Source organism: Caulobacter sp. LjRoot300 (genome assembly GCF_964253875.1).
Taxonomy (GTDB): Bacteria; Pseudomonadota; Alphaproteobacteria; order Caulobacterales; family Caulobacteraceae; genus Caulobacter.
In genome coordinates this window covers 567276-593194 of record NZ_CAXUSA020000002.1, presented here as the reverse complement: position 1 = coordinate 593194, position 25919 = coordinate 567276, and the positions used below count along the sequence as shown (strand labels likewise).

Here is a 25919-nt window from a genome sequence, read left to right as displayed (position 1 = left end):
TGTGCCCCCTGATGGCCGAGACCCCACCGCCAGAGCCCCAAGCCGACGCCAAGCCGTCCTCACCCTCGCGGTTTCGCCGCGCGGCGCTGGTCGACGCCGGCCTGGAGGCGATGAGCCTGGCCGCCCTGGCCTTCGTGGCCATCGGCTTCTCCGCCTATGCCGGCCGCCGCGAGATCAGCCGCGAACTGGCCCTGGCCTGGCTGAACGACAAGGGCGTCGAGGCCAGCGTCGACCTGGACGACCTGGACGCCACCGGCTTCGCCGGCGCCATCCGCCTGGGCCCGAAGAACGCGCCGGTGTTCTCGGCCGAGCGGATCGAGGTGGCCTACGACCTGGCTTCCCCGTGGACGGGCGGCAAGTTCGCGCTCAACACGAGGGCCGTGCGGCTGGTGCGGCCCCGGGTCAACGCCCGGCTCGACCAGAACGGCCTGAACTTCGGGATCCTGCAGCCGCTGATCGACGAGGCGCTGAAGTCGCCGGCCGAACCGTCCGCGCCGGGGCCGGCGATCCTGATCGAGGACGCCCGGGTGCTGCTGCGCACCCCCGGCGGCCCGGCCCGCCTGACCGGCGACGCCAGCCTGGACGACGGCAAGCTGCTGCGCTTCGACGGCCGGCTGGCGGCCATGCGCTATGCGACGCCGGCCCTGTCGTTCGAGGCCGACGGCGCCCTGGTCAAGGCCCGCAAGCGCGGCGACCGCCTGACCGTCGACGTCCAGCTGGGCCTGAAGACCTTCAGCGCCGGCCAGCTGGACCTGACCGAGGCCCAGGGGACCCTGCAGGCCGACCTGACCTATCCGGACCTCAAGCAGCTGTCGATGATCGGCCCGGCCGAGGCGCGGCTGGCCCTGACGGCTCGCGGGGCCGAGGTCGAGGCCGCCAGCCTGGGCGGGCTGGAGGCCAACCTGGCGGTGTCGGGCCTGCTGAGCGGCGATTTGCGGCGCGGCGGTCTAGTCGGCAAGACCACCCTGCACGCCCGAGGCGAACGCCTGACGGCTCAGGGCCTGGACAGCCGCGACGTGGTCGCTGACCTCGACCTGTCGAACCTGGCCCTGACCTACGATCCCAACGGCCTGCGCGGCTCGGCCCGCACGCGGCTGACCGCCAACGCCGAGCGGGCGGTGGCCGGCGGGGCGGCCCTGTCGCGCACGGCGCTGGAGGTCCAGTCCTCCAGCCTGACCCTGGTCTCGGACAAGGCGCGGAGCACGATCGGCGGACCGCTGACGGCGACGATCGGCAGCGGCCGCGCGGCGATGGGCGGGGTCGTGCTGTCCGACCTGACCGCCGACGGCCGGGGCCGGTTCTCGGCCGGGACCGACGGGATCGCCCTGGCCCTGGACGCCCGCGCCGACGCCGACGGGGCCATGAGCGGGCCGGACGCCCAGCGCGTCGCCGAGGCCCTGCCCAATCCGGACTACGCCCAGGCCGCGGCCCGGGCCCTGTCACGGTTCGCCCTCAGCGCCCCGGCCCTGAAGCTGGGGATCACCGGCGGCCAGACGACCCTGTCCCTGCCCCGCCCCGTCGCCCTGACCGCCGCCAGCGGCGCCAAGGTGGTGCTGGAGGCGCCCGGCGGCCCGCTGGTCGCGGCGCGCGGTGAGACGGCCAGCGGCCGGGCGGCGGTCGCCTTGGGCGGCGGCGGCCTGCCCGAGATCACCCTGAAGGTCCCCAGCTGGCGCTCGAACGCCTCGGGCCTGACCAGCGACGTGATCGTGGCCGGGGCCGTGGACGTGCCGCCGTTCATCGGCGTGGGCGGAACCCTGGCCGGCCGGGCTCAGCTGGCCGGCGGCGGGCTGAGCATCCGACTGAACGGCTGCACGCCGATGACCGCCAAGGCCATCGCCATGGGCGAGCCGCCGATCAGCGACGTGACGTTCAGGCTGTGCCCGACCGCCCAGCCCTTGATCACCGCCAGCGGCGGGCTCTGGCGCGCCTCGGCCCTGGTCCGCGACGGCGCGGCCATGGTCAATGTCGCCCAGGCGCGGCTGGAGGGGGTCGAGGCCAGCTTCGTCGGCGGCGGGCGCGGCTTCGACACGGCCCAGGTCAAGGTCACCGGCGGCCGCGTGGTCGAAGCCTCGACCGAGGACAAGCGCTTCGAGACCATCGCCGCGACCGGCGAGGTCGACCTGGCGCGCGGCCAGTGGACCGGCGCCCTGGACGGCAAGACCCTGAACGGCCGGCCGCTGGGCCGGGTCACGATCCGCCACGACGTGGCCAGCGGCCGCGGCCAAGCCGACATCGACGCCTCGACCCTGACCTTCGCCAAGGGCGGGCTGCAGCCGCTGGAGCTGACGCCCCTGGCCGTGGTCGCCCGCGACGCCGAGGGCCCTGTCGTGTTCACCGGCCGCTTCGCCTGGCACGACGAGATCATGACCAGCGAAGGCCGGGCGTCGACCCCGGGGCTGGATTTCAAGAGCCCGCTGGGCCCGGCCCACCGGCTGAAGGGCGAGATCGTCTTCGACAGCCTGGCCCCGCTGACCGCCGCGCCCGGCCAGGTCGTGACCCTGGACAGCATCGACGCCGTCGTGCCGATCCAGTCGATCCGGGCCAGCTTCGGCCTCGGCGCCGAGGCCCTGCACCTGCAGGCGACCACCTTCGAGGCCTCGCAGGGCAAGATCAATATCGAGCCGTTCGACGTGCCGCTGGACGGCAAGGGCGCGATGAAGGGGGTGGTCAACATCGCCGGCCTGGACCTGGGCCAGCTGGTCGCCGGCTCGTCCCTGTCCGACAAGGTCAAGATCGAGGCGATCGTCGACGGCCGCCTGCCGTTCGAGGCCAGCCCGGACGGCTTCCGCTTCGTCGACGGCAAGGTCTACGCCACCGGCCCCGGCCGGCTGTCGATCGCCCGCGAGGCCCTGACCGGGGTCGAGGCGGGCCAGGGCACGATCGATCCGGCCGACCCGCTGACCGCGCCCAAGGCCGTGCCGATCAACGCCATCCAGGACTTCGCCTACCAGGCGATGGAGAACCTGCATTTCGAGACCCTGGAAGCCGGGGTCAACAGCACCGAAAAAGGGCGGCTGGGCGTGCTGTTCCACATCAAGGGCGAGCACGACCCCAAGGTGGCCGAAAAGGCCCGGATCGGCCTGATGGAGCTGCTGAACGGCAGCGCCTTCCAGCGTCGCATCCCCCTGCCCGCCAAGACGCCGGTCGACCTGACCCTGGATACGTCGCTAAACTTCGACGAGCTGATCGCGGCGGCCAAGCGCGCCTGGGAGGAAGCCCAGGCTCGCGCGGCCGCGGCCTCGGCGGCGATTCCGACCCCGCCTACACCCTCTACGTCGCCTACGCCTCAGCTTACGCCGACCCCGCCGCCGCGTTCAGGCACGGTTCAGCCTTGAAGCCGCAAATTCCCCGAGAACTGGAGACACCCGCCATGAAGCGCGCCCTGATCCTTCCCCTCCTCGCGGTGGGCGCCCTCGCGGCGTGCACACCGACGGTGCGGGTGAAGGTCGACCCGATCAACATCTACGCCAAGCTGGACGCCAATGTGCGCGTGCAACTGGACAAGGAAGTCCAGTCCGCGATCCAGCAAAACCCCAACCTGTTCTAAGAGAGGAACCGACATGATCCGCAAGACTATGACGGTCCTGGCCCTGGCCGCTTCGCTGGGCGCCGCCGTGAGCTTCGTGGCCCTACCCGCCCTGGCCCAGTCGGCCGCCGCCAAGGCCGCCGTCGACGCCGGCAAGGCCGCGGGCGTCGTGGGCGAACAGGCCGACGGCTTCCTCGGCGTGGTCTCGGGCGGCGACGCCGCCCTCCGCGCCGCCATGGCCGAGATCAACGCCGGCCGCGCGGCCGTCTACAAGGACACCGCCGCCAAGACCGGCGTCACCGCCGAGGCCGCCGGCCAGGCCACCGCCAAGCAGCTCTACGGCCGCCTGGCGCCCGGCCAGTACTGGAAGCCGCTGAACGGCGGCTGGACGAAGAAGTAGGCGAACGGCCAAGGCTGGTCCTCCCCCTGTGGGGAGGCGGCCGAAGGCCTGTGGGGGGAGTCTGCAGGCGACAGCGACTACGGTCGACGCCGTGCCGCTCCCCCCTCCGTCGCCCGTCGGGCGACACCTCCCCCACAGGGGGAGGACCTTGGGTTCCTCTTGAACCCGCCCTCGCGAGTCGCCACCTAGATGTCACGTTGCGAGGCCCAGGCGCCGACTTCGGGCCCGGTCCTCGCGAACGAAGTCGCTTGAGCGAGGACTTCGCGATGACCCGGACGATCCTGTTCGACAGCCCCTTCCTGCTGGGCTTCGAGCACACCAGAGACCTGATCGAGCGCGCGGCCAAGGCCGCCGCAGAAGGCTATCCGCCCTACAATGTCGAGCAGGCCGAAGACGGCGGAGTGCGCATCACCCTGGCGGTCGCCGGCTTCTCGCCCGACCAGCTGCAGGTCACCGTCGAAGGCGGCCAGCTGGTGGTGGCGGGGCGGCGCGACGCCGAGGGCAAGCCCGAGGCCGACAAGGCCTATCTGCATCGCGGCATCGCCGCCCGCGGGTTCCTGCGCACCTTCGTGCTGGCCGACGGCATGGAGGTCACCGCCGCCACGCTCGAGCACGGCCTGCTGCACGTCGACCTGGCCCGTCCCGAGCCCGAACGGCTGGTCCGCCGCATCCCGATCCGCTCGGTGGGCTGATCGCCCGCCGCCAAGCCCTCGCTTGATGACCCCATGGCCGCGGTCTGAACCCAGACGCGGCACGGGGCGTTCCTCTTTTGAAGGAGGTGGTCTTATGACACCCAACCCCGCTACACCGTTCTTCACCGCCGAGGCCTTCGCGGCCCTGGGCGCCCCGGACCTGGTCTATGTGCGCCCGATCAAGGCGGCGGAGATCCTGGCCGACGTGCCGGTCGGCGTGACCGACGAGGTGGAGTTGTCGCCGGACCAGACCCTGTACGCGGTGTGCCGCGCCGACGGCGCGCGCCTGGCGGTGCTGACCGACAAGGATTCCGCTATCGCCGCCGCCCTGGCCCACGAGCTGGCGCCGGTCTCGGTACACTGAGTCCATGATCGTTGGCCGCATTTTCAACTGCGGCCGTCGTTCCCGTCCTTGTGCGGCCCGTTCTTGTGCGAGAGGGAAATCCTCGTCCTTCGACAGGCTCAGGATGAGGATTTCCACTGAACCGCCGTCGAATTCGTCCTCATCCTGAGCCTGTCGAAGGACGAGGACGGCCGCGCCGTTCGGTCTTGTCGACGCGCCCTGTCGACGCGGGGTAAGAAGTCTCGACCGACGACAGGGCGAGGACGACGGAATGAGCGAGACGGGGATCGGACGCCGGGGGCTGTTGGGCGTCGCCGGATTGTTGATCGCGGGCCCCGCCTGGGCCGCGGCCCCCAAGCCCCGGGTGGCGATCCAGACCGACCACGGGACGATCGTCGTCGAGCTGGAGAGCGGCAAGGCCCCGATCACCGCCGCCAACTTCCTGCGCTATGTCGACGCCCGCAAGTACGACGGCGGGACCTTCTATCGGGCCTCCAAGACCAAGGGCGTCAAGGGCGCGGGCTCGATCCAGGGCGGGCCGCCCGACCGGGTGCGCCGCTTCGCCCCCATCGCCCACGAAAGCACCCGGACCACCGGGATCAAGCACCGGGCCGGGACGATCTCCATGGCCCGCAACGCGCCCGGCACGGCCACCTGCGACTTCTTCATCTGCGCCAGTCCCCAGCCTTATCTGGACGCCCATCCCGGGGCGGCCAATGCCGCGAAAATGGGCGACAACCAGGGCTTCGCGGCGTTCGGCGGCGTGGTCCAGGGGCTGGACGTGGTCAAGACGATCCTCGCCCTGAAGGCCGACGGGCCAGCCCTGTATCCGGCCATGAAAGGCCAGATGCTGAACCCGCCGGTGAAGATCATCGGCATGAAGCGGGTCTAAAGCCATCCGAGAACGGCTCCCAAAGGGTGTCATCCCGGAAGCCTCGCAGAGGCTGTCCGGGATCCAGGTGACGGGCGAAGGCCTTGCGGTTCACCTGGATCCCGGACAAGCGCTGCGCGCTTTCCGGGATGACAACTTCAACGGTCGGAAGCGCGGTTAGAAACTGATCCGAAACCCCTCAGGCCGCGGTGGGCTTGCTCTGGTGGGCGTGGGTCAGCATCACGTGCACGGCGTCGGCCGAGCGGGCCTTGCGCAGCTGCTCGCGCAGGTCGGGCTGGCGCATCATCCGCGAGATGCGGGCCAGGGCCCGCAGGTGGCTGGAATCGGCGTCGCGGGGCGCGAACAGCGCCACCAGCAGGTCGACCGGCTTGTCGTCGACCGCGCCGAACGCCACCGGCGTTTCCAGGCGCACGAACACGGCTCGGACCCGGTCGATGTCGGACAGGCGCGCGTGCGGGATCGCCACGCCCTGGCCGACGCCGGTGGAGCCGGCGTTCTCGCGCTCGATCAGGCCTTCCAGCGCCTCGTGGGCGTCGACGCCGAAGGCCCGGGCGGCCACGTCGGCGATCACGCCGAGAACCTGACGCTTGTTGGCGGCGCTGACTCTCAGAGTGACCGCGCCGGGCTCCAGTAGATCGCCGATGATCATGGTCGGGAAACTCGCTCGCAGTCGGTCGTCGCGCCTCGTCGCCGTCTCTCGCCGAGACGGGGGCCTACCGAAACGCGCCGACCGATCCGAGGTTCGATCAGTTCGCGGCCGGAGCGTGCCCGTTCAGCGACTTGGTGCGTTCGGGGTCGATCCAGCCGATATTTCCGTCAGGCCGCCTGTAGACCACCGACAAACCGTCGTGGGCGGCGTTCCTAAACACGATTGCCTGGGACTCGGTCAAGTCCAGTTCCATGACCGCCATGGAAACAGTCATCGTCTTCAGCGAGGCCTGGCTCTCGGCGATGATCATGGCCGACGGCGCGCCGGTGGGGTGGTCGTCCTCCGCCGTCCAGTCGTCGTCGTCGATTTCGTCGCTGTCGGGGGCCCGCAGCACGTACATCGCCGCGTTCTCGGCCTGCTTGGCGTTGGCGGCGATCGAGTGGCTCTTCAGCCGCCGCTTGTAGCGGCGGATGCGCGTCTCGATCTTGGCCAGGGCGGCGTCGAAGGCCGCGTGGGCGTCTCCGCCCGACCCATGGCTGATCAGCTGCTGGCCCGAAGCCAGCTTGACCGAACAATCGACCCGGAAGGCGAAGCCCTCCTTGCTGATCACGACCTCGGCGTCACCGCCGCGGTCGAAATACTTGCCGATGCTCAGGGTGATTTCGTCGGAGACTCGCGCTCGCAGAGCCTCACCAACGTCGACATGCTTGCCGGAGATTTGGACTTGCATGGCCTATCAACGCGCCCGTCCGCGCCTGGTGTCAAGCGTCGCAAAAGCGACTTAAAACAGCCCCGGAATCATATGCAGCAACCGCTCGATCGCGGCCGCCACCACCCCCGCGCTCAGCACCAGCAGACCCACGCTAACCGCCGCCATCAGGTAGCCCAGCAGGGCCAGCAGGCCGTCGCGCTGCAGCAGGGCCAGGGCCAGGACGGCCACCGTGGCCCCCGGCGCCAGGTTGCCCAGCGGGATCGGCAGCACCAGCACCAGGGCCAGCAGGGTGCAGACCACGCCGATCAGCCGCTCGCCGATCGGGCCGAACAGAATCTTCAGCCGGGGACGGGTGACCAGCTCCATCCGCCGGACGATCGGCGTCAGCCTACGGAACAGTCCGCGCAGGTCGTCGCGCTTGAGCGGATGATCGACCAGCTTCCGCGGCAGCCAGGGGACGTCGGACCCCCAGGCGATCTGCGGGGCCAGCAACAGGATCGGCAGGCTGAGGATCGTCGACGAGCCCGGGGGCAGGGGCAGGCAGTTCAGCAGGCCGAACACCAGCAGCATGGCCCCGAAGGCGCGGCTGTCGAACTGCTCGAGCATCTGTCCCACGGTCAGGACGGGACGCTCGTCCTCGCCGAATCCCTCGATCACGTCGGATAGACTCTGGATGGTCATGCTCAGCCTTGATTCGCGTGTCTATCAACGCGGACCGCGAGCGTCCGGACCATCGGTCAGGCGGTTTCCTTGATCAAGCGCCGCCGTTCGACCGACGACGGAATCCGCAAGGCCTCGCGATACTTGGCGACCGTGCGGCGGGCGATGTCGACGCCGCTTTCCTTGAGGATCTCGACGAGGCGGTCGTCGGAATGGACGTCGGCCTCGGTGCGCTCGGCCTCGACCAGGGCCTTGATCTTGTGGCGGACGCTGGCGGCCGAGTGGGCCTCGCCGCCCTCGGTGGCCTGGATGGCCGAGGTGAAGAAGTACTTCAGCTCGAACACCCCGCGCGGGGTGGCGATGTACTTGTTGGAGGTCACCCGGCTGACGGTGGATTCGTGCATGCCGATGGCGTCGGCGATGGTCTTCAGGTTCAGCGGCCGCAGGTGCTCGACGCCATAGGCCAGGAAGCCGTCCTGCTGGCGGACGATCTCGCTGGAGACCTTCAGTATGGTCTTGGCCCGCTGGTCGAGGCTTTTGACCAGCCAGTTGGCGGTGGCGAAGCTGTCGGAGACGAAGGTCTTTTCCTGGTCGGTCCGCGCCCCCTTGCTGACCCGGGCGTGGTAGCGCTGGTCGACCAGCACTTTGGGCAGGGTGTCGGTGTTCAGCTCCACGTGCCACAGGCCGCCGGGCGTCTCGCGCACGTGGACGTCGGGCGTCAGGGTCTGGGGCGGATCGCTGTGGAAGGCCGCGCCGGGGCGGGGGGTCAGGGCGCGGATCTCGGCGACCATCTCGCGCAGGTCCTCGTCGTCGACGCCGCAGGCCTTGCGCAGGGCGTTCATGTCGCGGCGGGCCAGCAGGTCCAGATTGTCGAGCAGGGCGGCCATGCAGGGGTCGTAGCGGTTGACGTCCTTCAGCTGCAGGGCCAGGCACTCGCGCACGTCGCGGGCCATGACCCCGGCCGGCTCGAAGCCTTGCAGCACGGTCAGCACGCCCTCGACGAAGGCCAGGTCGCAGCCCAGACGCCCGGCGACCTCATCGAGGTCGGCGCGCAGGTAGCCGGCGTCGTCGACCGCGTCGATCAGCACCCCGGCCACCACGACCTGGGCCGGCGACAGGCCGGCCACCGCCAGCTGCTCGGTCAGGTGCTCGACCAGGGTCGGGGCGCGGGTCAGGGCTTCTTCGTAATGGCCGTCGCCTTCGAAACTGCCGCCGCCGCCGGTTCGCGACCAGTCGATCTGGCCACCGGCCTGCTCGGCCCCGGACTCGGCGCCGTCGCCGGTGGCGCGCTCGCCGGGCGAGACGTCGTCGGGTGTGGCGTCCATCTGCTGGCTGGCGGCGCTGTCGGACACTGCGTCCAGGCCGAGATTCTCGGTGGGGCGCTCGGCCTCGCCCTCGTTTGGAGCCGCGCGTTCGGTCTCGACCGGGCCGTCGTCACGCTGGAGCAGGGGATTGCGCTCGAGCTCGGCCTCGACGAAGGCGTCGAGCTCGAGATTCGACAGCTGCAGCAGCTTGATCGCCTGCTGGAGCTGCGGCGTGATGACAAGGCCCTGGCCTTGCCGAAGCTCCAATCTGTGGCCGAGAGCCAAGTCGCCCTCCTGGGCAAATCAACGAACCTGTTGATCGCCATTGAAGGGCAGTCTGGTTAACGGGGCGCGAACGCCAGCAAAAAGCGGGCCAGTGCGACACTCCGCCCGCAGAGACGAGCGTTTTTCTCGCCGCGACAGGGCAAGCACCTAAAAGCGTTCAGAAAATCAGCGGCGGCCCACCAAGGAAAAAACCCGCGCGGGCCCTGGAACCGGCGCGCGGGTCGTCAAATTCTGCCGGGCTTCGGGCGCCGAGCGATTAAAAATTTCGCTCCGGATCGCCTCAGCGTTCGTCGAAGCTGTCGCCCAGATAGACGCGGCGTACCTCGGGATTGTCGACGATCTCCTGGGGCGAGCCTTCGAACAGCACCTCGCCGGCGTGGATGATCGAGGCCCGATCGACCATCTGCAGCGTCTCGCGGACGTTGTGATCGGTGATCAGGATGCCGATGCCGCGGTTCTTCAGGTAGCTGACCACTTCGCGGATGTCGGAGATGGCCAGCGGGTCGATGCCGGCGAACGGCTCGTCCAGCAGCATGAACGACGGCTCGCTGGCCAGCGCCCGGGCGATTTCCACCCGGCGCCGCTCGCCGCCCGACAGGGCCACGGCCGGCGACTTGCGGATGTGGGTGATGTGCAGCTCCTCCAGGATCTGCGTCACCTGCTCGCGCGCCTTGCGCTGGTTCTTCTGGCGCATCTCGACCACGGCCATGACGTTCTGCTCGACCGTCATGCCCCGAAAGATCGACGCTTCCTGCGGCAGGTAGCCCACGCCCATGCGGGCGCGCTGGAACATCGGCTGGCTGGTGATGTCCTCGCCGTCCAGATAGATCGAGCCGTAGTCGGCGGCGACCAGGCCGGTGATCATGTAGAAGCAGGTGGTCTTGCCGGCGCCGTTGGGGCCCAGCAGGCCCGCGACCTCGCCGCGCTTGAGGCGCAGGGAGACGCTCTTGACGACGGGGCGGTCGCCGAACGACTTGCCGACCGCGTCGACGAACAGGCCTTCGGAGGCCGCGTCGCGGTTGACGCCCAGGGATTGCATCGAAAACGCCATGGGTTCCTACGGCTTGCCGGCGGGCTTCTTGTCTTTGTCGGAGGGATAGAGCACCGCCCGCACACGCGTCTTGCCGCGACCCGTGGCGTTGGATTCCATCTTCACGTCGTTGGTCTTGGTCTTGATGGTCATGCGGTCGCCGCGGGCCACGTCCTGGCCCTGGACCGCCACCACGTCGCCGGTGACGATGATGGTGTCGTTGTCATAGGTGTAGACGGCGTGGTCGCCGCGCACGGTCTGCTCGGGCGTGACGTAGAACACGTTGCCGTCGGCCTCGACGCGGTCGACGTCGCCGCAGTCGTTGTTGCCGGTGGGCGAGGAGGTCTTGCCCGGCGTCTTGCGGCGGTTGTAGACGGTCATGGTCGCGGCCCGCATGCGGGCCTTGTCCTGCAACACCTCGACCGCGCCGCGGAAGATGGTCTTGCACTGACTGTTGATGACCTCCTGCTCGTCGGCGGAGATGTCCACCGGCGCGCTGGAATTGCTGCCGCTGGCGGCCGGCGTCTGGGCCATGGCTGCGCCCCCGAAACCCACAAGGAGGGCCGGGCCGCTCAACAGGCTGAAGGCGATCGCCGTCGGCGCCATCCATCGATTCATCAACCAGGTCCTCATGTCTATTCGGGAGCCGTCCCTTGTTCCGGGACCGCTTGGCCCGTCTTCCGGTCGATCCGTGTCTTGACGCCGCCCCGGAAGATGATGCGGTCGCCCTTGTCATATACGGAGTAGGCGTTGGATTGCACCTGTCCAGTTGGACCTTCGCCTTGAAGCTCGGTTTCGCCGGTGGTGTTGCCGTTACGGGTGTCGACCATGGCCTCGTCCGAGGCGAAGCGATAGCCGGCGCCGTCGTCCATGCGGACATTGCCGTAAAGCTGGAGTTTCAGGGTGTCTTCGCGATAGACGCCGCGGTCGGCGGTCGAACGGGTCGGGGCCGGGCTGCCCACGCCCAGGGTCAGGGTCGGGGCGTCCAGGAACACCCGCTTCAGATCGTTCTCGTCGCGCACCGCCGAGCGGGCGGTGATGATGAACGGCCGCCCGTCGCTGGACTGGCCGTAGAAACGCGGCGTGACCATCCGGATCTGGGCCTTGTTTTCGGCGGGTCGCCGGTCGCCGGCGGTGAACGACCGCCAGGCCACCTGGCCGCCGACCGTGGCCAGGATGCCGACCATGGCGACGGGCAGCACCACGCGCGCCAACTTGACGCGACGCGAACGCCGGCGCCAACGGCGCAAGTCCCGTCTGTAGCCCGCCCGGTCGGCCTCGAGGGTGGTCATGCCTCCAGCCTTCAGCTGTGCGCGAAGATGTCGACGTCTTCCCAGCCGGCCAGGTCGAGGGCCGCGCGGTGGGGAAGGTAGTCGAACGCGGCCTTCGCCAGCTCCATGCGGCCCTCGCGGACCAGCATGGCGTCCAAACGCTCGCGCAGGGCATGCAGATGCAGCACGTCGGACGCGGCGTAGGCCAGTTGCTCGGGCGACAGCGTCGCCGCACCCCAGTCCGAACTCTGCTGGACCTTGGACAGCTCCACCCCCACCAGCTCGCGCGTCACGTCCTTGAGGCCGTGGCGGTCGGTGTAGGTGCGGGCCAGCTTGCTGGCGATCTTGGTGCAGTACACGGGGGCGGTCATGACCCCCAGGTGCAGCAGGAACATGGCGATATCGAAGCGGCCGAAGTGAAAAAGCTTCACCACGGCCGGATCGGTCAGCAGGCGCTTGAGGTTGGGCGCGTCGTAGGTCGAGCGGTCCAGGCGCACCACGTGGGCGTCGCCGTCGCCCGACGACAGCTGGACCACGCACAGCGGGTCGCGGCCCAGGCGCAGGCCCATGGTCTCGGAATCGATCGCGACCGCGGTCGCGCCGGCGAAAGCGCCGTCCGGAAGGTCGCCTTCATGCAGAAAGTTGGCCAAGTCTGTTCGTCTCCGCGCCTCGGTCTCGTCGCACGGGACGTTGCGAATTCCGACACGCCTGATGTGGGCGCCGACACTATAGGCCGGATGGGAAGGATATCTATCCGCTGGTCACGACCATCGCCAGCCCTCGGTTGAGCTTGGACGGCCTTCAATGTCAGGAAAGTTTTCGAAGTCTCGAAACTTTCGGCGCCACCCCGACCTTCTTTCGAAGGTTGGTAGGGGGTGGTGCCCAGGAGAGGACTCGAACCTCCACGACCTTTCAGTCACTGGCACCTGAAGCCAGCGCGTCTACCAATTCCGCCACCTGGGCCCGCGAAGCAATCCGTGGATCGCCGCGAGGCCGGGACGTTTATGCAAAGGTTTTGACCGCGTCAATCGCTTAGTTGCGCATTTCGTTGCGATTGGGCTCGCGGTCGTCTATCCCCCGGCCCACGGGTTTAGGACGAGGTTGATTATGCAAGGTCTGGTCACGGTGTTCGGCGGCTCCGGCTTCGTCGGCGGCCAGGTCGTACGCGCGCTCGCCAAGGCGGGCCATCGCGTGCGGGTGGCGGTGCGCAATCCGAACCTCGCCTACCGCATGCGGATGCTGGGCGACGTCGGCCAGATCGAGGTGGTGCAGGCCAATGTCCGCAACGTTCCGTCGGTGGCCCGCGCCGTCGATGGCGCGGAAGCCGTGGTCAACCTGGTCGGCGTCCTGTGGGAAAGCGGCCGGCAGAAGTTCCAGACCCTGCACGTGATGGGCGCCCGGACGATCGCCGAGCAGGCCAAGGGGGCCGGCGCCAAGCGCCTGGTGCAGGTCTCGGCCCTCGGCGCCGACGTCGACTCGTCGTCCAAGTACCAGCGCACCAAGGCCGAGGGCGAAGCGGCCGTCCGCGCCGTGTTCCCGGGCGCGGTGGTGATCCGGCCATCGGTGGTGTTCGGCGCCGAGGACAAGTTCTTCAACAAGTTCGGCCAGATGGCCGCCCTGTTCCCCGCCTTGCCGCTGATCGGCGGCGGCGAGACGAAATTCCAGCCGGTCTATGTCGGCGACGTGGCCGCGGTGGTGGCCAGGGCCGTCTCCAGCCCGGCCGCCGAGGGCCTGACCTACGAGCTGGGCGGCCCGGCCGTCTACAGCTTCAAGGCGCTGATGGAGCTGATCCTGCGCGAGACCGGCCGCAACCGCCTGCTGGCCCCGATCCCGTTCTTCGCGGCCGGCCTGATCGGCAAGGTCGGCGACCTGTCGCCGATCGCCCCGCCGCTGACCTCGGACCAGGTCGAGTCGCTGAGGACCGACAACGTCGCCGATCATGGCCTGCCGGGCCTGGCCGAGGCGGGCGTCGTCCCGACCGCCGTCGAGTCGGTGGTCCCGTCCTACCTTTACCGCTACCGCAAGGGCGGCCAGTACGCCGAGGTCCCGGCGGGGGCGTTCTAGGAATTCACGGTCGGGGACAGGCGCATGCGCCTGTCCCCAGCCAAGAGCCTGTGATCCCGGATCAACGCGCTGTGCGCTTCTCCGGGATGACAGCGCCAATGAGCCATGCGGTAGTCCCGCCCCCAGGATGAGGACCTTCGCCGCGCCTCAGCGCGGCATGTAGATCAGCCCCAGGCCGATCACCCCGACCACGATCCGCCACCAGGCGAACGGGGTGAAGCCGCGCTTGCCGATGAAGGCGATCATGGTCTTGACCACCACCAGGCCCGACAGGAACGACACCACGAAGCCGATCGCGATCGTGCCGGCGTGGCTGGGGTCGATGTCCTTGTAGCTCTTGAGCAGGTCCAGGGCGAAGGCCCCGACCATGATCGGGATGGCCATGAAGAAGCTGAACTCGGCCGCGGCCTTGCGTTCGACCCCCAGCAGCATCGAGCCGACGATGGTCGAGCCCGAGCGCGACACGCCCGGCACCAGCGACAGGCACTGGAACAGGCCGATCAGGAAGGCCGTCTTCAGGCTCAGCGCCATGCCGTCCTCCTCGCGCACCGGCAGCTTGGAGCGGTCGACCCACAGCAGCAGCAAGCCGCCGACGATCAGCGACACGCAGATCACCTGCGGCAGGAACGGGTTCTCGAAGAAGTGCTTGATCACCCCGTGCAGCAGCAGGCCGGCGGCGAAGGCGGGGATGCAGCCGATGATCACGCTCAGCGCGAACCGACGCGCTTCCGGCTTGGTCGGCAGGCCGACCACCACCTGCCACAGGCGCTGGAAATAGACCGCGACCACGGCCAGCACCGCGCCCAGCTGGATCAGGACGATGAAGGTGTCCCAGGTGGGATCGGTCAGGCCCAGGGCGATCTTGGTCAGCAGCAGGTGCCCCGTGGAGGACACGGGGATGAATTCGGTCAGGCCCTCGACCAGGCCCAGCACGATCGCGATCAGCCAATCCGGCATCGTCAGTCCTCTCAAGGGCCGGGCCTCCAGGCGCGCGGCCGTACCAAAGCCCGCCCGGGCGCGCCGGGCGGGGTGAACACCGGTTTATCCGCGCGGCCGCGCCGCGGAACCGCGGAGGCTGCGCCGGCGGCCGTCCAGGACCGTCCTGGCCCGATTTCGTGTCGATCCTGCGTCCGCCCGCGCCCGCCTCGCCCGAAAAGCGGGCGGCCTGGCGGCGGCGGGAAACCGGATCAGATTTCCTGGTTGTACCTGCCGACCCGGTCGCCCAGGCGCGGCTTGACCTCCTGACGGAACAGGGCGCGCATGTCGTCCTCCGACCGCGTGCTCTCGACCACCACGACGATCTCGGGCTTGTTGGACGAGGCGCGGACCAGCACCCACGAGCCGTCCTCCAGGTGCACCCGCACGCCGTTGACGGTGATCACCTCGGTGATCCTACGGCCCAGGATCGACCCGCCGGCGGCGAACAGGTCCTGGTATTCCTTCACCACGTCGTCGACGACGCCGTACTTTACCTCGTCGCCGCAGTGCGGGCTCATGGTCAGGGAGGTGAAGGCCACGGGCAGGGCCTTGCGCATGTCCGACAGCTTCACGCCGGGATTGCGGTCCAGCATGGCCAGGACGGCCGCCGCCGCGGTCAGGCCGCAGTCGTAGCCGTAGCCCAGGTCGCCGTTCATGAAGAAGTGGCCGCTCTTCTCGAAGCCGGCCAGGGCGCCCAGCTCGGCGCTCTTGCGCTTGATGTAGCTGTGGCCGGTCTTCCAGTAGATCACCTTGCAGCCGTGGGCGGCCAGGATCGGGTCGGTGGCGTAGAGGCCGGTCGACTTGACGTCGACGACGAAGGTCGCGCCCGGGTTCAGCGGGGCCAGGTCGCGGGCCAGCATCAGGCCGATCTTGTCGGCGAAGATCTCCTCGCCCTCGTCGTCGACCACGCCGCAGCGGTCGCCGTCGCCGTCGAAGCCGAACGCCAGGTCGGCGCCGTGCTCGCGGACGGCGTCGGCCATCGCGTGCAGCATCTCGGCGTCTTCCGGGTTCGGATTGTACTTGGGGAAGGTGTAGTCGAGGTCGGTGTCCATGCCGATCACCTCGGAGACGCCCATCCGCCGCAGGCCCTCGACGGCGAAGGCGCCGGCCGTGCCGTTGCCGCAGGCGGCGATCACTTTCAGCGGGCGGGTGATCCGGGCCCGCTTGGCGACGTCGGCGATGTAGCGTTCGGCTTCGCCCTGCACCCGGATCAGCTTGCCGCCGTCGCGTTCGACGAAGGCGCCGCCCAGCACGATCGCCTTCAGGCGGCCCATCTCGTCGGGACCGAAGGTCAGGGGTTTCTGGGCGCCCATCTTCACCCCGGTCCAGCCGTTCTCGTTATGGCTGGCGGTGACCATGGCCACGCAGGGGATGTCCAGGTCGAACTGGGCGAAATAGGCGGTGGGCGACAGGGCCAGGCCGATGTCGTGCACCTCGCAGCCGGCGCTGATCAGGCCTAGGATCAGGGCGGTCTTGATCGAACTCGAATAGGACCGGAAGTCGTGGCCGACCACGATCCGCGATTGGCCAAGCTCGTGGATATAGGTCCCCAGACCCAGGCCCAGGGCCTGGACGCCCAGCAGGTTGATATCCGGTCCGAACAGCCAGCGGGCGTCGTACTCCCGGAAGCCCGTGGCCTTGACCAGGGGCTCATTCTCATAGGCGGCCGTGTTGGGGACGAGGTCGGCGCGGGGCTTGGAGAACATCACTCACATTTCGGCTGTTGAGGGGCGGGCGGAGGCGGCGCGCACGATTCAGGACTCGCGCCGATTTGCCAAGCCTGGGGGCTGGCCTGTCGGCAGGACTATCCGGGGCTCGTGACGATTTCTCCCGAGGCGGGGCGCGGGCGCGGGGGCCGGGCCGGAGGGACGCGAAGGCGTTGTGTTAGAGTGGCCGCCGATCCAAGGCAATCCGGGCCGGCCGACGATGACGCGGCAACGCCGGGGCTTGACCGCGATTTTGGGCTCAAAATGACCATAGTCAATTAATTAGACGAATTAGGGCGCCTTCTGCGAGTCTCTCGCAAGAGGTTGCCGCTCATCATGGAGATATTCGTCTATATTTTTGACTGACGCATTCTTCTTGCCGCCAAGAGTCCGTATGAGGCCCCCGCACGCAAATTTTTCCCTGGAAGCGGGGACGAGGGAAGTCGCATGGCCGAACGCATGCTGAAATTCACGACCGTGGCCCGCACGACGCCCGAAAAGCGGGCGGCGAGCGAGCGCAATGGTGATTTCCACGAGATTTACGCCGACTTCATCGACGCCAAGGCCACCGAGCAGGCCTCGCGTTGCTCGCAATGCGGCGTGCCGTTCTGCCAGACCCACTGCCCGCTGCACAATAACATCCCCGACTGGCTGCGGATGACCGCCGAGGGCCGGCTGGAAGAGGCCTATCAGCTGTCGCAGGCCACCAACTCCATGCCGGAGGTCTGCGGTAGAATCTGCCCCCAGGATCGGCTGTGCGAGGGCAACTGCGTCATCGAGCAGTCGGGTCACGGCACCGTGACCATCGGGTCGGTCGAGCGCTACCTGACCGACAAGGCCTGGGAGATGGGCTGGGTCAAACCGCTGGCCGCCAAGGCCGACCGCGGCCAGTCGGTGGGCGTCATCGGCGCTGGCCCGGCCGGCCTGGCCGCCGCCGAGAAGCTGCGCGAGGAAGGCTACGCCGTCACCGTCTATGACCGCCACGACCGGGCCGGCGGCCTGCTGATCTACGGCATCCCCGGCTTCAAGCTGGAAAAGGACGTGGTCGAGCGCCGCACCCGGCGCCTGGCCGAGGGCGGCGTGGTGTTCAAGCTGGGCTTCGAGGTCGGCCGCGACGCCACCCTGCAGCAGCTGCGCGACCAGCATGACGCGGTGCTGATCGCCGTCGGCGTCTACGCCGCGCGCGACCTGGTCGCGCCGGGCGCGGGCAGCACGGGTGTCGTGCCCGCCCTGGATTACCTGATCGCCTCCAACAGGAAGACGCTGGGCGACGACGTGCCAGCCTATGACAGCGGCGTGCTGAACGCCGAGGGCAAGGACGTGGTCGTGGTCGGCGGCGGCGACACCGCCATGGACTGCGTGCGCACCGCCATTCGCCAGGGCGCGACCTCGGTCACCTGCCTCTACCGTCGCGACAAGGCCAACATGCCCGGTTCGCTGCGCGAAGTGGCCAACGCCGAGGAAGAGGGCGTGATCTTCGAATGGCTGGCCGCCCCGCGCGCCGTGATGGGCGAGGCCTCGGGCGTGACCGGCGTGCGGTCCATCCGCATGCGCCTGGGCGCGCCAGACGCCTCCGGCCGCCAAACCCCCGAGGAGATCGAGGGCGGCGACTTCGACCGTCCGGCCCAGCTGGTGGTCAAGGCCTTGGGCTTCGAGCCCGAGAACCTGCCCGAGCTGTTCTCGGCGCCCGACCTGAAGGTCACCCGCTGGGGCACGGTCAAGGCCGACGTCCGCCACCAGATGACCAATCTCGACGGCGTGTTCGCGGCCGGCGACATCGTGCGCGGCGCTTCCCTGGTGGTCTGGGCCATCAAGGACGGCCGCGACGCCGCCGACGCCATGCACCGCTACCTGACGGCCAAGGTCGCCTCGACCTTGATCGCGGCGGAGTAGGGGCCATGGCCGCCTCGCCCTCCGGCGCCCTGACCGCCATCCTGCCGTGCAATGACCTGGACGCCTCGGAAGCCTTCTATGCGCGTCTGGGCTTCGTGCGCCCCGAGGCCGACAAGGAACCGGGCGACACCTACCGGATGCTGAGCAACGGCCAGGGCGGCTTCCTGCACCTGACCGACGCGGTCGAGGACTGGCTGGTCCCGGGCCGCAACCCGTTCGGCCTCTATCTCTACATCGAGGACGTCGACGGCATGGCCGCGCGCCTCGGCGACGAGATCATCGGCAAGACCAAGGCCCCCGAGGCCAAGCCCTGGGGAATGTATGAATTCGCGCTGTCCGACCCTGACCAGACCCTGGTCCGTGTCGGCTGGCCCACCCGGCTGAGGGTTTAGACATGACCGACCAACCGATGCTGACCCAGACCGAGCTCTATCTGAAGAACCGCCAGGCCCTGATCGACGGCCACGCCTATGACCCCTCGACCGAGCGCGACGCGTGCGGCGTGGGCCTGGTCTGCGCCATCGACGGCCAGCCGCGCCGTGAAGTCGTCGAACTGGCGATCAAGGCCCTCAAGGCCCTATGGCACCGGGGCGCGGTCGACGCCGACGGCAAGACCGGCGATGGGGCCGGGGTGCTGGTCAGCGTGCCGCAGGACTTCTTCGTCGACCAGGTGCGCCGCACGGGCCATGCCCTGCGCCAGGGCCCGATCGCCGTCGGCCAGGTGTTCCTGCCGCGCACCGACCTGGGCGCCCAGGAGGCCTGCCGCACGATCGTCGAGGCCGAGGCCCTGCGCTTCGGCTTCTACATCTATGGCTGGCGCCAGGTGCCGGTGAACACCGCCGTGATCGGCGAGAAGGCCAACGCCACCCGACCCGAGATCGAGCAGATCATGCTGGCCGCCCCGGCCGGCCTGGAGGGCGAGGCGCTGGAGCGCGCCCTGTTCCTATGCCGCAAGCGCATCGAAAAGCGCGTCCACGCCCAGAACCTCTCGGGCTTCTACCTGTGCTCGTTCTCGGCCAAGTCCCTGATCTACAAGGGCATGTTCCTGGCCGAGCACATCGACGAATTCTATCCGGACCTCAAGGACGAACGCTTCAGCGCCGCGGTGGCGATCTTTCACCAGCGCTATTCGACCAACACCTTCCCCGAATGGCGCCTGGCCCAGCCGTTCCGGATGCTGGCCCACAATGGTGAGATCAACACCATCAAGGGCAACATCAACTGGATGAAGTCCCACGAGATCAAGATGGCGGCCGACGCCTTCGGCGAGTTCGGGGACGACGTGAAGCCGGTGATCCAGCCGGGCGGCTCGGACTCGGCCAACCTGGACAACACCTTCGAGGTGCTGGTCCGGGCCGGCCGCGACGCGCCGATGGCCAAGACCCTGCTGGTGCCGGAGGCCAATGGCCCGCACATGAAGGCCTCGCACAAGGCCCTCTACAGCTACTGCAACGCGGTGATGGAGCCGTGGGACGGCCCGGCCGCCCTGTGCGCCACCGACGGTCGCTGGGTCGTGGCCGGCAAGGACCGCTCGGGCCTGCGCCCGCTGCGCGTGGCCTATACCGACGACGGCCTGGTGATCATGGGCTCGGAGGCCGGCATGTGCGGCGTCGAGGAAAGCCGCATCACCCGCAAGCTGGCGATCTCGCCGGGTCGGATGATCGCCATCGACCTGGCCGAGGGCAAGCTCTATGGCGAGGACGCCATCATCGACGAGCTGGCCGGCCGCCACCCCTATACCGACTGGCTGGGCAACATGGTCGATCTCGAAAAGGAGATCGGCCCTGGCCCTGAGCCGCGCAAGTACGGCCGCGAGGAGCTGACCCGCCGCCAGGCCGCCGCCGGCTTCTCGCTGGAAGACCTGGAGATGGTCCTGGCGCCCATGGTCGAGGAGGGCAAGGAAGCCGTCGGCTCGATGGGCGACGACGCGCCCCTGGCCGTGCTGTCGGAAAAGTACCGGCCGCTGAGCCACTTCTTCCGCCAGAACTTCAGCCAGGTGACCAACCCGCCGATCGACCCCCTGCGGGAGACCGGCGTGATGAGCCTGAAGACCCGGTTCAAGAACCTCGGCAACATCCTGGCCCAGGACGCCGCCCAAGCGGACGTCTACGTGCTGGAAAGCCCGGTTCTGACCACCGGCATGTACGAGCGCATCCACGGCCTGCTGGGCCAGAAGAACGTCGCCGTCATCGACTGCACCATGCCGCTGCCGGCTGAGGAGGCGCGTCCGGGCGACGCCCTGCGCGCCAATCTCGACCGCATCCGGGCCGAGGCCGAGGACGCGGTGCTGCGTGGCTGCGGCGCCATCGTCCTGACCGACGAGGGCAGCCAGGCCGACCGCGTGGCCCTGCCGATGATCCTGGCCACCGGCGGCGTCCACGCCCACCTGGTCAACAAGGGCCTGCGCTCGTACGTCTCGATCATCGTCCGCTCGGCCGAGTGCCTGGACACCCACTATTTCGCGGTGCTGGTCGGGGTGGGGGCCACGGCGGTCAACGCCTACCTGGCCCAGGAAAGTTTCCAGGATCGGCTGGAGCGCGGCCTGATCGGCGACAAGTCGCTGCGCGACGTCTGCATCAACTTCAAGACGGCCATCGAGGGCGGCCTGCTGAAGATCATCTCCAAGATGGGCATCAGCGTCATCTCCTCGTACCGTGGCGGCTACAACTTCGAAGCCGTCGGCCTGTCGCGCGCCCTGGCGGCCGAGTTCTTCCCCGGCATGCCCTCGCGCATCTCAGGCATCGGCCTGGCCGGCCTGGAGAGCAAGGCCGTCGAGCTGCACCGCAAGGCCTGGGGCGAGCCGGCCGTGACCCTGCCGGTCGGCGGGCTCTACAAGCTGCGCCGCTCGGGCGAGGCCCACGCCTTCGAGGCGCGGCTGATCCACACCCTGCAGAGCGCCTGCGACACCGGCGACTTCGAGCTGTACCGTCGCTGGTCCAACGGTCTACGGACCCAAAAGCCGATCCAGCTGCGCGACCTGCTGGACTGGCGCTCGGACCGCAATCCGATCTCGACCGACGACGTCGAGAGCGTCAACGAGATCCGCAAGCGCTTCGTCACGCCGGGGATGAGCCTGGGCGCCCTGGGCCCCGAGGCGCACGGCGTGCTGAACATCGCCATGAACCGGATCGGCGCCAAGTCGGTGTCGGGCGAGGGCGGCGAGGACTCCGCCCGCTACAAGCCCCTGCCGAACGGCGACAACCCCAACAGCGCCATCAAGCAGGTGGCCTCGGGGCGGTTCGGCGTCACGGCCGAATATCTGAACCAGTGCCGCGAGATCGAGATCAAGGTCGCCCAGGGCGCCAAGCCCGGCGAGGGCGGGCAACTTCCCGGCTTCAAGGTCACCGAGATGATCGCGCGCCTGCGTCACGCCACGCCCGGCGTGATGCTGATCAGCCCGCCGCCGCACCACGACATCTATTCGATCGAGGACCTGGCTCAGCTGATCTACGACCTCAAGCAGATCAACCCGATCGCCCGGGTCACGGTCAAGCTGGTGGCGGCCACCGGCATCGGCGCGATCGCGGCCGGCGTCGCCAAGGCCAAGGCCGACGTCATCCTGGTGGCCGGCAATGTCGGCGGCACCGGCGCCTCGTCCCAGACCTCGGTCAAGTACGCCGGCGGCCCGTGGGAGATGGGCCTGTCGGAAGCCAACCAGGTGCTGACCCTCAACAACCTGCGCCACTCGGTGGTGCTGCGCACCGACGGCGGCATCCGCACCGGCCGCGACGTGGTCATCGCCGCCATGCTGGGGGCCGAGGAGTTCGGCATCGGCACGGCCTCGCTGGTGGCCATGGGCTGCATCATGGTGCGCCAGTGCCACTCCAACACCTGCCCGGTCGGGGTCTGCACCCAGGATGAGGCCCTGCGCGCCAAGTTCACCGGCACGCCGGAGAAGGTCATCAACCTGTTCAGCTTCGTGGCCGAGGAAGTCCGCGAGATCCTGGCGGGCCTGGGCTTCAAGAGCCTGCAGGAGATCGTCGGCCGCACCGACCTGCTGGCCCAGGTCAGCCGCGGCGGCGAGCACCTGGACGACCTGGACCTGAACCCGCTGCTGGTTCGCGCCGATCCCGGCCAGAACAAGCCCTACTGCACCGTCGAGGGCGGCCGCAACGCCGTGCCCGACACCCTGGACGCCCAGATCGTCCGCGACGCGGCGCCCCTGCTGGAGCGCGGCGAGAAGATGCAGCTGACCTATACGGTCCGCAGCACGGCCCGCTCGATCGGCTCGCGCACCTCCAGCCACATCGTGCGCAAGTTCGGCATGAAGGGCCTGCCGTCGGGCCACCTGACCGTCCAGCTCAAGGGCTCGGCCGGCCAGAGCCTGGGGGCCTTCGCCGTCCAGGGCCTGCGCATCGAGCTGACCGGCGAGGCCAACGATTATGTCGGCAAGGGCCTGTCGGGCGCGACGATCGTCATCAAGCCGGCCCGCGGCCTGGCCGCGCCGGAGACCAACACCCTGATCGGCAACACAGTGCTGTTCGGGGCCACGTCGGGCCGGCTGTTCGCGGCCGGCCAGGCCGGCGAGCGCTTCGCGGTCCGCAACTCCGGCGCCACCACGGTGGTCGAGGGTTGCGGGGCCAACGGCTGCGAGTACATGACCGGTGGCCAGGTGGTGATCCTGGGCCCGACGGGCGGCAACTTCGGGGCCGGCATGACCGGCGGCATGGCCTTCGTCCTGGACCAGCACGGCCGGTTCGAGACCCTGGTCAACCCGGACAGCATCCTGGTCCAGCGCCTGGCCTCGCCCTACTGGGAAGGCGTGCTGCGCTCGCTGGTGGCCGAGCACGCCCGCGAGACGGACTCGGCCTTCGCCGAGAGCCTGCTGCGCGACTGGGACCGGGTGCGCGACCTGTTCTGGCAGGTCTGCCCGAAGGAGATGGTCGCGCGCCTGCCCCAGCCCCTGGCGGCGGAAGAGACGGTCCACGAGCGGGCCTGACAGGTCGGGCGTACGGGGCGGCCGCTTGGTCAGGCCGCCCCACAATCTTGACTTGCAGACGTCGCGCAGCGTACGAGCTTTCGATCAGCTTATCGGGGGATCGTCATGGCGGTGGTGAGCGGGACTTCGGCTGACGACCAGTTGTTCGGCGGCGCGGGAAACGACACAGTCAGCGGGCTGGCGGGCGACGACGTCCTGTACGGGCTGGCCGGCGACGACACGCTGCAGGGCGGCGACGGCAATGACTTCCTCTTCGGCGCTGAGGGCGCCGACACGCTGGACGGCGGGGCCGGCGACGACGCGCTGCAAGGCGACGACGGCAACGACGCCCTGAACGGCGGCGCGGGTTACGACACCGTGATCACCGGCTCGCTGTTCGGCGAAACCGTGATCAACCTGACCACGGGGACGGGGACCGATGGCGGGGGCGGGGCGGACAGCTACAGCTCCATCGAGCACCTCATCCTGGCCGGCGTCGGGACGGTGACGGGTTCGGCCGCCAACGAGTGGTTCGAAACGCCCGTGGCGGGCGGCGGCACCGACGCCAACATCGGCGGCGACTTCAGTCCGGTCACCTTTGATGGCGCGGGCGGCGACGACATCCTGACCGGCGGCCTGGGCGACGACCACCTGATCGGCGGCGACGGCGCCGACATCCTCACCGGCGGTCGCGGCGGCGACACCGTCGAGGGTGGGACCGGTGACGACCTGATCTATGGCGGCTTCCGCGGCGACGACAAGTTCCGGGGCGATGACTTTCTGGCCGGTCGCGACAGCGATACGCTCGACTATAGCCGGCATACCGGTCGCATCTCGATTAACGGCTATGGGACCGGGTTCAGCATCGTGAAGTTCGATGCCGCCGGCGAGGTCGTGGGCCAGGACGATGCAAAAGGCATCGAGCGGCTGATCGGCAGTTCGGGTGACGACGTCCTGATGGGAATGTCCGGCGGCCCCGTGGTCGTGGAAGGCGGGGCCGGAAATGACAGCCTGGCCTTCGGCCGCGCGTCCAACGGAACCCTGGACGGCGGCGACGGCGACGATGTGCTGGGCGGTTGGAATAACCCTGACATTCTGATCGGCGGGGCCGGAAACGACGTGCTGGCGGGCGGCGGATTCGCCGATCGGCTGACAGGCGGCGCGGGAGCCGACGTCTTCCTATACGATGGGATCAGCGACTCTAGCCTGGCGGGAGGGGTCGATGGAATCGACCTGATCACCGACTTCCAGACCGGCGTCGACAAGGTCGAACTCCAGGACGGCAACGGCGTCCTGGCGGTGGAGCTGTCCTCGCGCGATGGCGTCCATACCGTCCTGAACGCCTACGCCCCCGGCGAGGCGATGGAAATCCACCTCACCGGGCAGGTGGCGTATAGCGATCTGGTCTTCGGTGGCGCGGCGTCCCAGAGTCTGACGGGCGGCGGCGGCGGCGATAACCTGCAGGGCGGCGGCGGTTGGGACGTGCTGACCGGCGGCGGCGGCGGCGACGCCCTAACGGGCGGCTACGGCAACGATACGTTCCGCTATCTGGCCACGAGCGACAGCGCGCCGGACGCCTACGACCTGATCACCGACTTCAAGACCGGCGTCGACGGCATCGATCTGAAGGGCGTCACGCCCACTGAAGTGTCGCTGGTGCGTTCGGGGACGGCGACGTTCGTATTTGTCAACACGCCGGACGGTCCGATGACCATCGCCGTCAATGGCGACGTCAATGGCAGTGACGTGCTCACCCATGACGGCCACGGCGTCTACATGATCGGCGATGGCGGGGCCAACACCCTGGTCGGCGGGACCACCGGCGACGTCATCCAGGCCGGGTCGGGCGATGACGTGATCGTCGGCGGCGGCGGCGGCGACGTGCTGTTTGGCCAAGCCGGTGCGGATGTCTTCCAGTACCTGGCCGCGAGCGACTCCAACAGCGCCGGATCGGACGGGATCCATGGGTTCGAGACCGGCGTCGACAAGATCAACCTGGCGGCCGTTGCGCCGACCGAGGTGTCGCTGGTCCGCAGCGGCGGCTCGACCTTCCTGTTCGCCAACACGCCTGGCGGGGCCATGCAGCTGGCGACCGTGGGCTACGACCTGAACGGGGCCGATCTGCTGGGCCTGACGCGAGGCGTGTTCATGATCGGCGACGACACGGCCAACACTCTGGTCGGCGGGGCGCTCAACGACGTGATCCAGGCCGGCGGCGGCGGCGACGTCGTGCGCGGCGGCGATGGCGGAGACGCGATCTGGGGCGGGCCCGGGGCCGACGTCTTCAAGTATGCGGCGGCCAGCGACAGCACCAGCGCCGGAACCGACAGCATCTTCGACTTCCAGTCGGGGGCCGACAGGCTGGATCTGACCGGGGTGCGCACAGGGGCTAGCGATGTCTATGGCGTGCTGTCCTCGGGCGGTTCGACCTTCGTCTTCGTCGATCTGGGCGGCGACGGCGTCGGCGACATGACCATCCAGCTGACCAACACCGCTTCGCTCCAGGCCGGGGACATTCTGTTTTGAGCAGACGGTTCGCTTCAATCTTGCGTCGCGAAATACAACCATTTTCGAGAAGTGAAACAATCAGTAGGGG

21 protein-coding genes and 1 tRNA gene are annotated in these 25919 nt (G+C 69.0%); 11 read left to right on the top strand and 11 right to left on the bottom strand.

Annotation, left to right across the window (positions count from 1 at the left end):
* The first annotated feature begins 11 nt into the window (after positions 1 to 11).
* The 6 genes from ACSQ2G_RS08090 to ACSQ2G_RS08065 all read left to right on the top strand — a co-directional run bounded on the left by ACSQ2G_RS08090 (position 12) and on the right by ACSQ2G_RS08065 (position 5853).
* Positions 12 to 3335, top strand: a complete 3324-nt coding sequence (locus ACSQ2G_RS08090) for an intermembrane phospholipid transport protein YdbH family protein (protein WP_436029812.1) — start codon at positions 12 to 14, stop codon at positions 3333 to 3335.
* Positions 3336 to 3370: 35 nt separating this feature from the next.
* A complete protein-coding gene (locus tag ACSQ2G_RS08085) occupies positions 3371 to 3547 on the top strand; it encodes a YnbE family lipoprotein (protein WP_081684574.1) in 177 nt (58 codons plus the stop codon).
* A gap of 13 nt (positions 3548 to 3560) precedes the next feature.
* On the top strand, positions 3561 to 3926 hold the full coding sequence (locus ACSQ2G_RS08080; protein WP_436029809.1) for a YdbL family protein: 366 nt from the start codon (positions 3561 to 3563) through the stop codon (positions 3924 to 3926).
* 266 nt (positions 3927 to 4192) lie between these two features.
* On the top strand, positions 4193 to 4618 hold the full coding sequence (locus ACSQ2G_RS08075) for an Hsp20 family protein (RefSeq protein ID WP_028041339.1): 426 nt from the start codon (positions 4193 to 4195) through the stop codon (positions 4616 to 4618).
* A 94-nt stretch (positions 4619 to 4712) separates the two neighbouring features.
* A complete protein-coding gene (locus tag ACSQ2G_RS08070) occupies positions 4713 to 4982 on the top strand; it encodes a DUF1150 family protein (RefSeq protein WP_436029808.1) in 270 nt (89 codons plus the stop codon).
* Positions 4983 to 5232: 250 nt separating this feature from the next.
* Positions 5233 to 5853 carry a peptidylprolyl isomerase gene (locus tag ACSQ2G_RS08065; protein WP_436029806.1) on the top strand — a complete coding sequence of 207 codons (621 nt, stop codon included), beginning with the start codon at positions 5233 to 5235 and terminating at the stop codon, positions 5851 to 5853.
* A gap of 178 nt (positions 5854 to 6031) precedes the next feature.
* On the opposite strand, the gene ptsN is transcribed toward ACSQ2G_RS08065, so the two are convergent.
* The 9 genes from ptsN to ACSQ2G_RS08020 all read right to left on the bottom strand — a co-directional run bounded on the left by ptsN (position 6032) and on the right by ACSQ2G_RS08020 (position 12727).
* Positions 6032 to 6502 (bottom strand): PTS IIA-like nitrogen regulatory protein PtsN, encoded by a 471-nt coding sequence (ptsN, locus tag ACSQ2G_RS08060; protein WP_436029803.1) that lies wholly within the window; start codon positions 6500 to 6502, stop codon positions 6032 to 6034.
* A 97-nt stretch (positions 6503 to 6599) separates the two neighbouring features.
* Positions 6600 to 7232, bottom strand: coding sequence for a ribosome hibernation-promoting factor, HPF/YfiA family (gene hpf / locus ACSQ2G_RS08055; protein WP_436029801.1), 633 nt, complete (start codon positions 7230 to 7232; stop codon positions 6600 to 6602).
* Positions 7233 to 7283: 51 nt separating this feature from the next.
* Positions 7284 to 7895, bottom strand: a complete 612-nt coding sequence (locus ACSQ2G_RS08050; RefSeq protein WP_436029799.1) for an exopolysaccharide biosynthesis protein — start codon at positions 7893 to 7895, stop codon at positions 7284 to 7286.
* A 56-nt stretch (positions 7896 to 7951) separates the two neighbouring features.
* On the bottom strand, positions 7952 to 9463 hold the full coding sequence (gene rpoN / locus ACSQ2G_RS08045) for an RNA polymerase factor sigma-54 (protein ID WP_436029797.1): 1512 nt from the start codon (positions 9461 to 9463) through the stop codon (positions 7952 to 7954).
* 280 nt (positions 9464 to 9743) lie between these two features.
* Positions 9744 to 10502, bottom strand: a complete 759-nt coding sequence (gene lptB / locus ACSQ2G_RS08040) for an LPS export ABC transporter ATP-binding protein (RefSeq protein ID WP_310086484.1) — start codon at positions 10500 to 10502, stop codon at positions 9744 to 9746.
* 18 nt (positions 10503 to 10520) lie between these two features.
* Positions 10521 to 11111 carry an LptA/OstA family protein gene (locus ACSQ2G_RS08035; protein WP_436029795.1) on the bottom strand — a complete coding sequence of 197 codons (591 nt, stop codon included), beginning with the start codon at positions 11109 to 11111 and terminating at the stop codon, positions 10521 to 10523.
* A 17-nt stretch (positions 11112 to 11128) separates the two neighbouring features.
* Positions 11129 to 11785: an LPS export ABC transporter periplasmic protein LptC gene (gene lptC / locus ACSQ2G_RS08030; protein WP_436029793.1), complete on the bottom strand. Its 657-nt coding sequence runs from the start codon at positions 11783 to 11785 to the stop codon at positions 11129 to 11131.
* 11 nt (positions 11786 to 11796) lie between these two features.
* On the bottom strand, positions 11797 to 12414 hold the full coding sequence (locus ACSQ2G_RS08025) for a ribonuclease D (protein ID WP_436029791.1): 618 nt from the start codon (positions 12412 to 12414) through the stop codon (positions 11797 to 11799).
* A gap of 226 nt (positions 12415 to 12640) precedes the next feature.
* Positions 12641 to 12727, bottom strand: a tRNA-Leu gene (locus tag ACSQ2G_RS08020).
* 144 nt (positions 12728 to 12871) lie between these two features.
* Here ACSQ2G_RS08020 and ACSQ2G_RS08015 point away from each other — a divergent pair.
* The gene (locus ACSQ2G_RS08015; RefSeq protein ID WP_436029789.1) at positions 12872 to 13828 is read left to right on the top strand and encodes a complex I NDUFA9 subunit family protein; all 957 of its coding nucleotides are present in this window, start codon (positions 12872 to 12874) and stop codon (positions 13826 to 13828) included.
* A gap of 147 nt (positions 13829 to 13975) precedes the next feature.
* Here the strand turns inward: ACSQ2G_RS08015 and ACSQ2G_RS08010 are convergent, their stop codons facing one another.
* Both ACSQ2G_RS08010 and ACSQ2G_RS08005 read right to left on the bottom strand, forming a co-directional pair.
* On the bottom strand, positions 13976 to 14785 hold the full coding sequence (locus ACSQ2G_RS08010) for an undecaprenyl-diphosphate phosphatase (RefSeq protein WP_436030549.1): 810 nt from the start codon (positions 14783 to 14785) through the stop codon (positions 13976 to 13978).
* A 230-nt stretch (positions 14786 to 15015) separates the two neighbouring features.
* Positions 15016 to 16512 (bottom strand): phosphomannomutase/phosphoglucomutase, encoded by a 1497-nt coding sequence (locus ACSQ2G_RS08005; protein ID WP_436029787.1) that lies wholly within the window; start codon positions 16510 to 16512, stop codon positions 15016 to 15018.
* A 447-nt stretch (positions 16513 to 16959) separates the two neighbouring features.
* Between ACSQ2G_RS08005 and ACSQ2G_RS08000 the strand changes: the two genes are divergently transcribed.
* The 4 genes from ACSQ2G_RS08000 (at position 16960) to ACSQ2G_RS07985 (ending at position 25849) form a co-directional block, all read left to right on the top strand.
* The gene (locus ACSQ2G_RS08000; protein ID WP_436029785.1) at positions 16960 to 18405 is read left to right on the top strand and encodes an NAD(P)-dependent oxidoreductase; all 1446 of its coding nucleotides are present in this window, start codon (positions 16960 to 16962) and stop codon (positions 18403 to 18405) included.
* Positions 18406 to 18410: 5 nt separating this feature from the next.
* On the top strand, positions 18411 to 18797 hold the full coding sequence (locus ACSQ2G_RS07995) for a VOC family protein (RefSeq protein ID WP_436029783.1): 387 nt from the start codon (positions 18411 to 18413) through the stop codon (positions 18795 to 18797).
* 17 nt (positions 18798 to 18814) lie between these two features.
* Positions 18815 to 23344, top strand: a complete 4530-nt coding sequence (gene gltB, locus ACSQ2G_RS07990; RefSeq protein ID WP_436030547.1) for a glutamate synthase large subunit — start codon at positions 18815 to 18817, stop codon at positions 23342 to 23344.
* Between the two features lie 105 nt (positions 23345 to 23449).
* A complete protein-coding gene (locus tag ACSQ2G_RS07985) occupies positions 23450 to 25849 on the top strand; it encodes a calcium-binding protein (RefSeq protein ID WP_436029781.1) in 2400 nt (799 codons plus the stop codon).
* Positions 25850 to 25919: the final 70 nt, after the last annotated feature.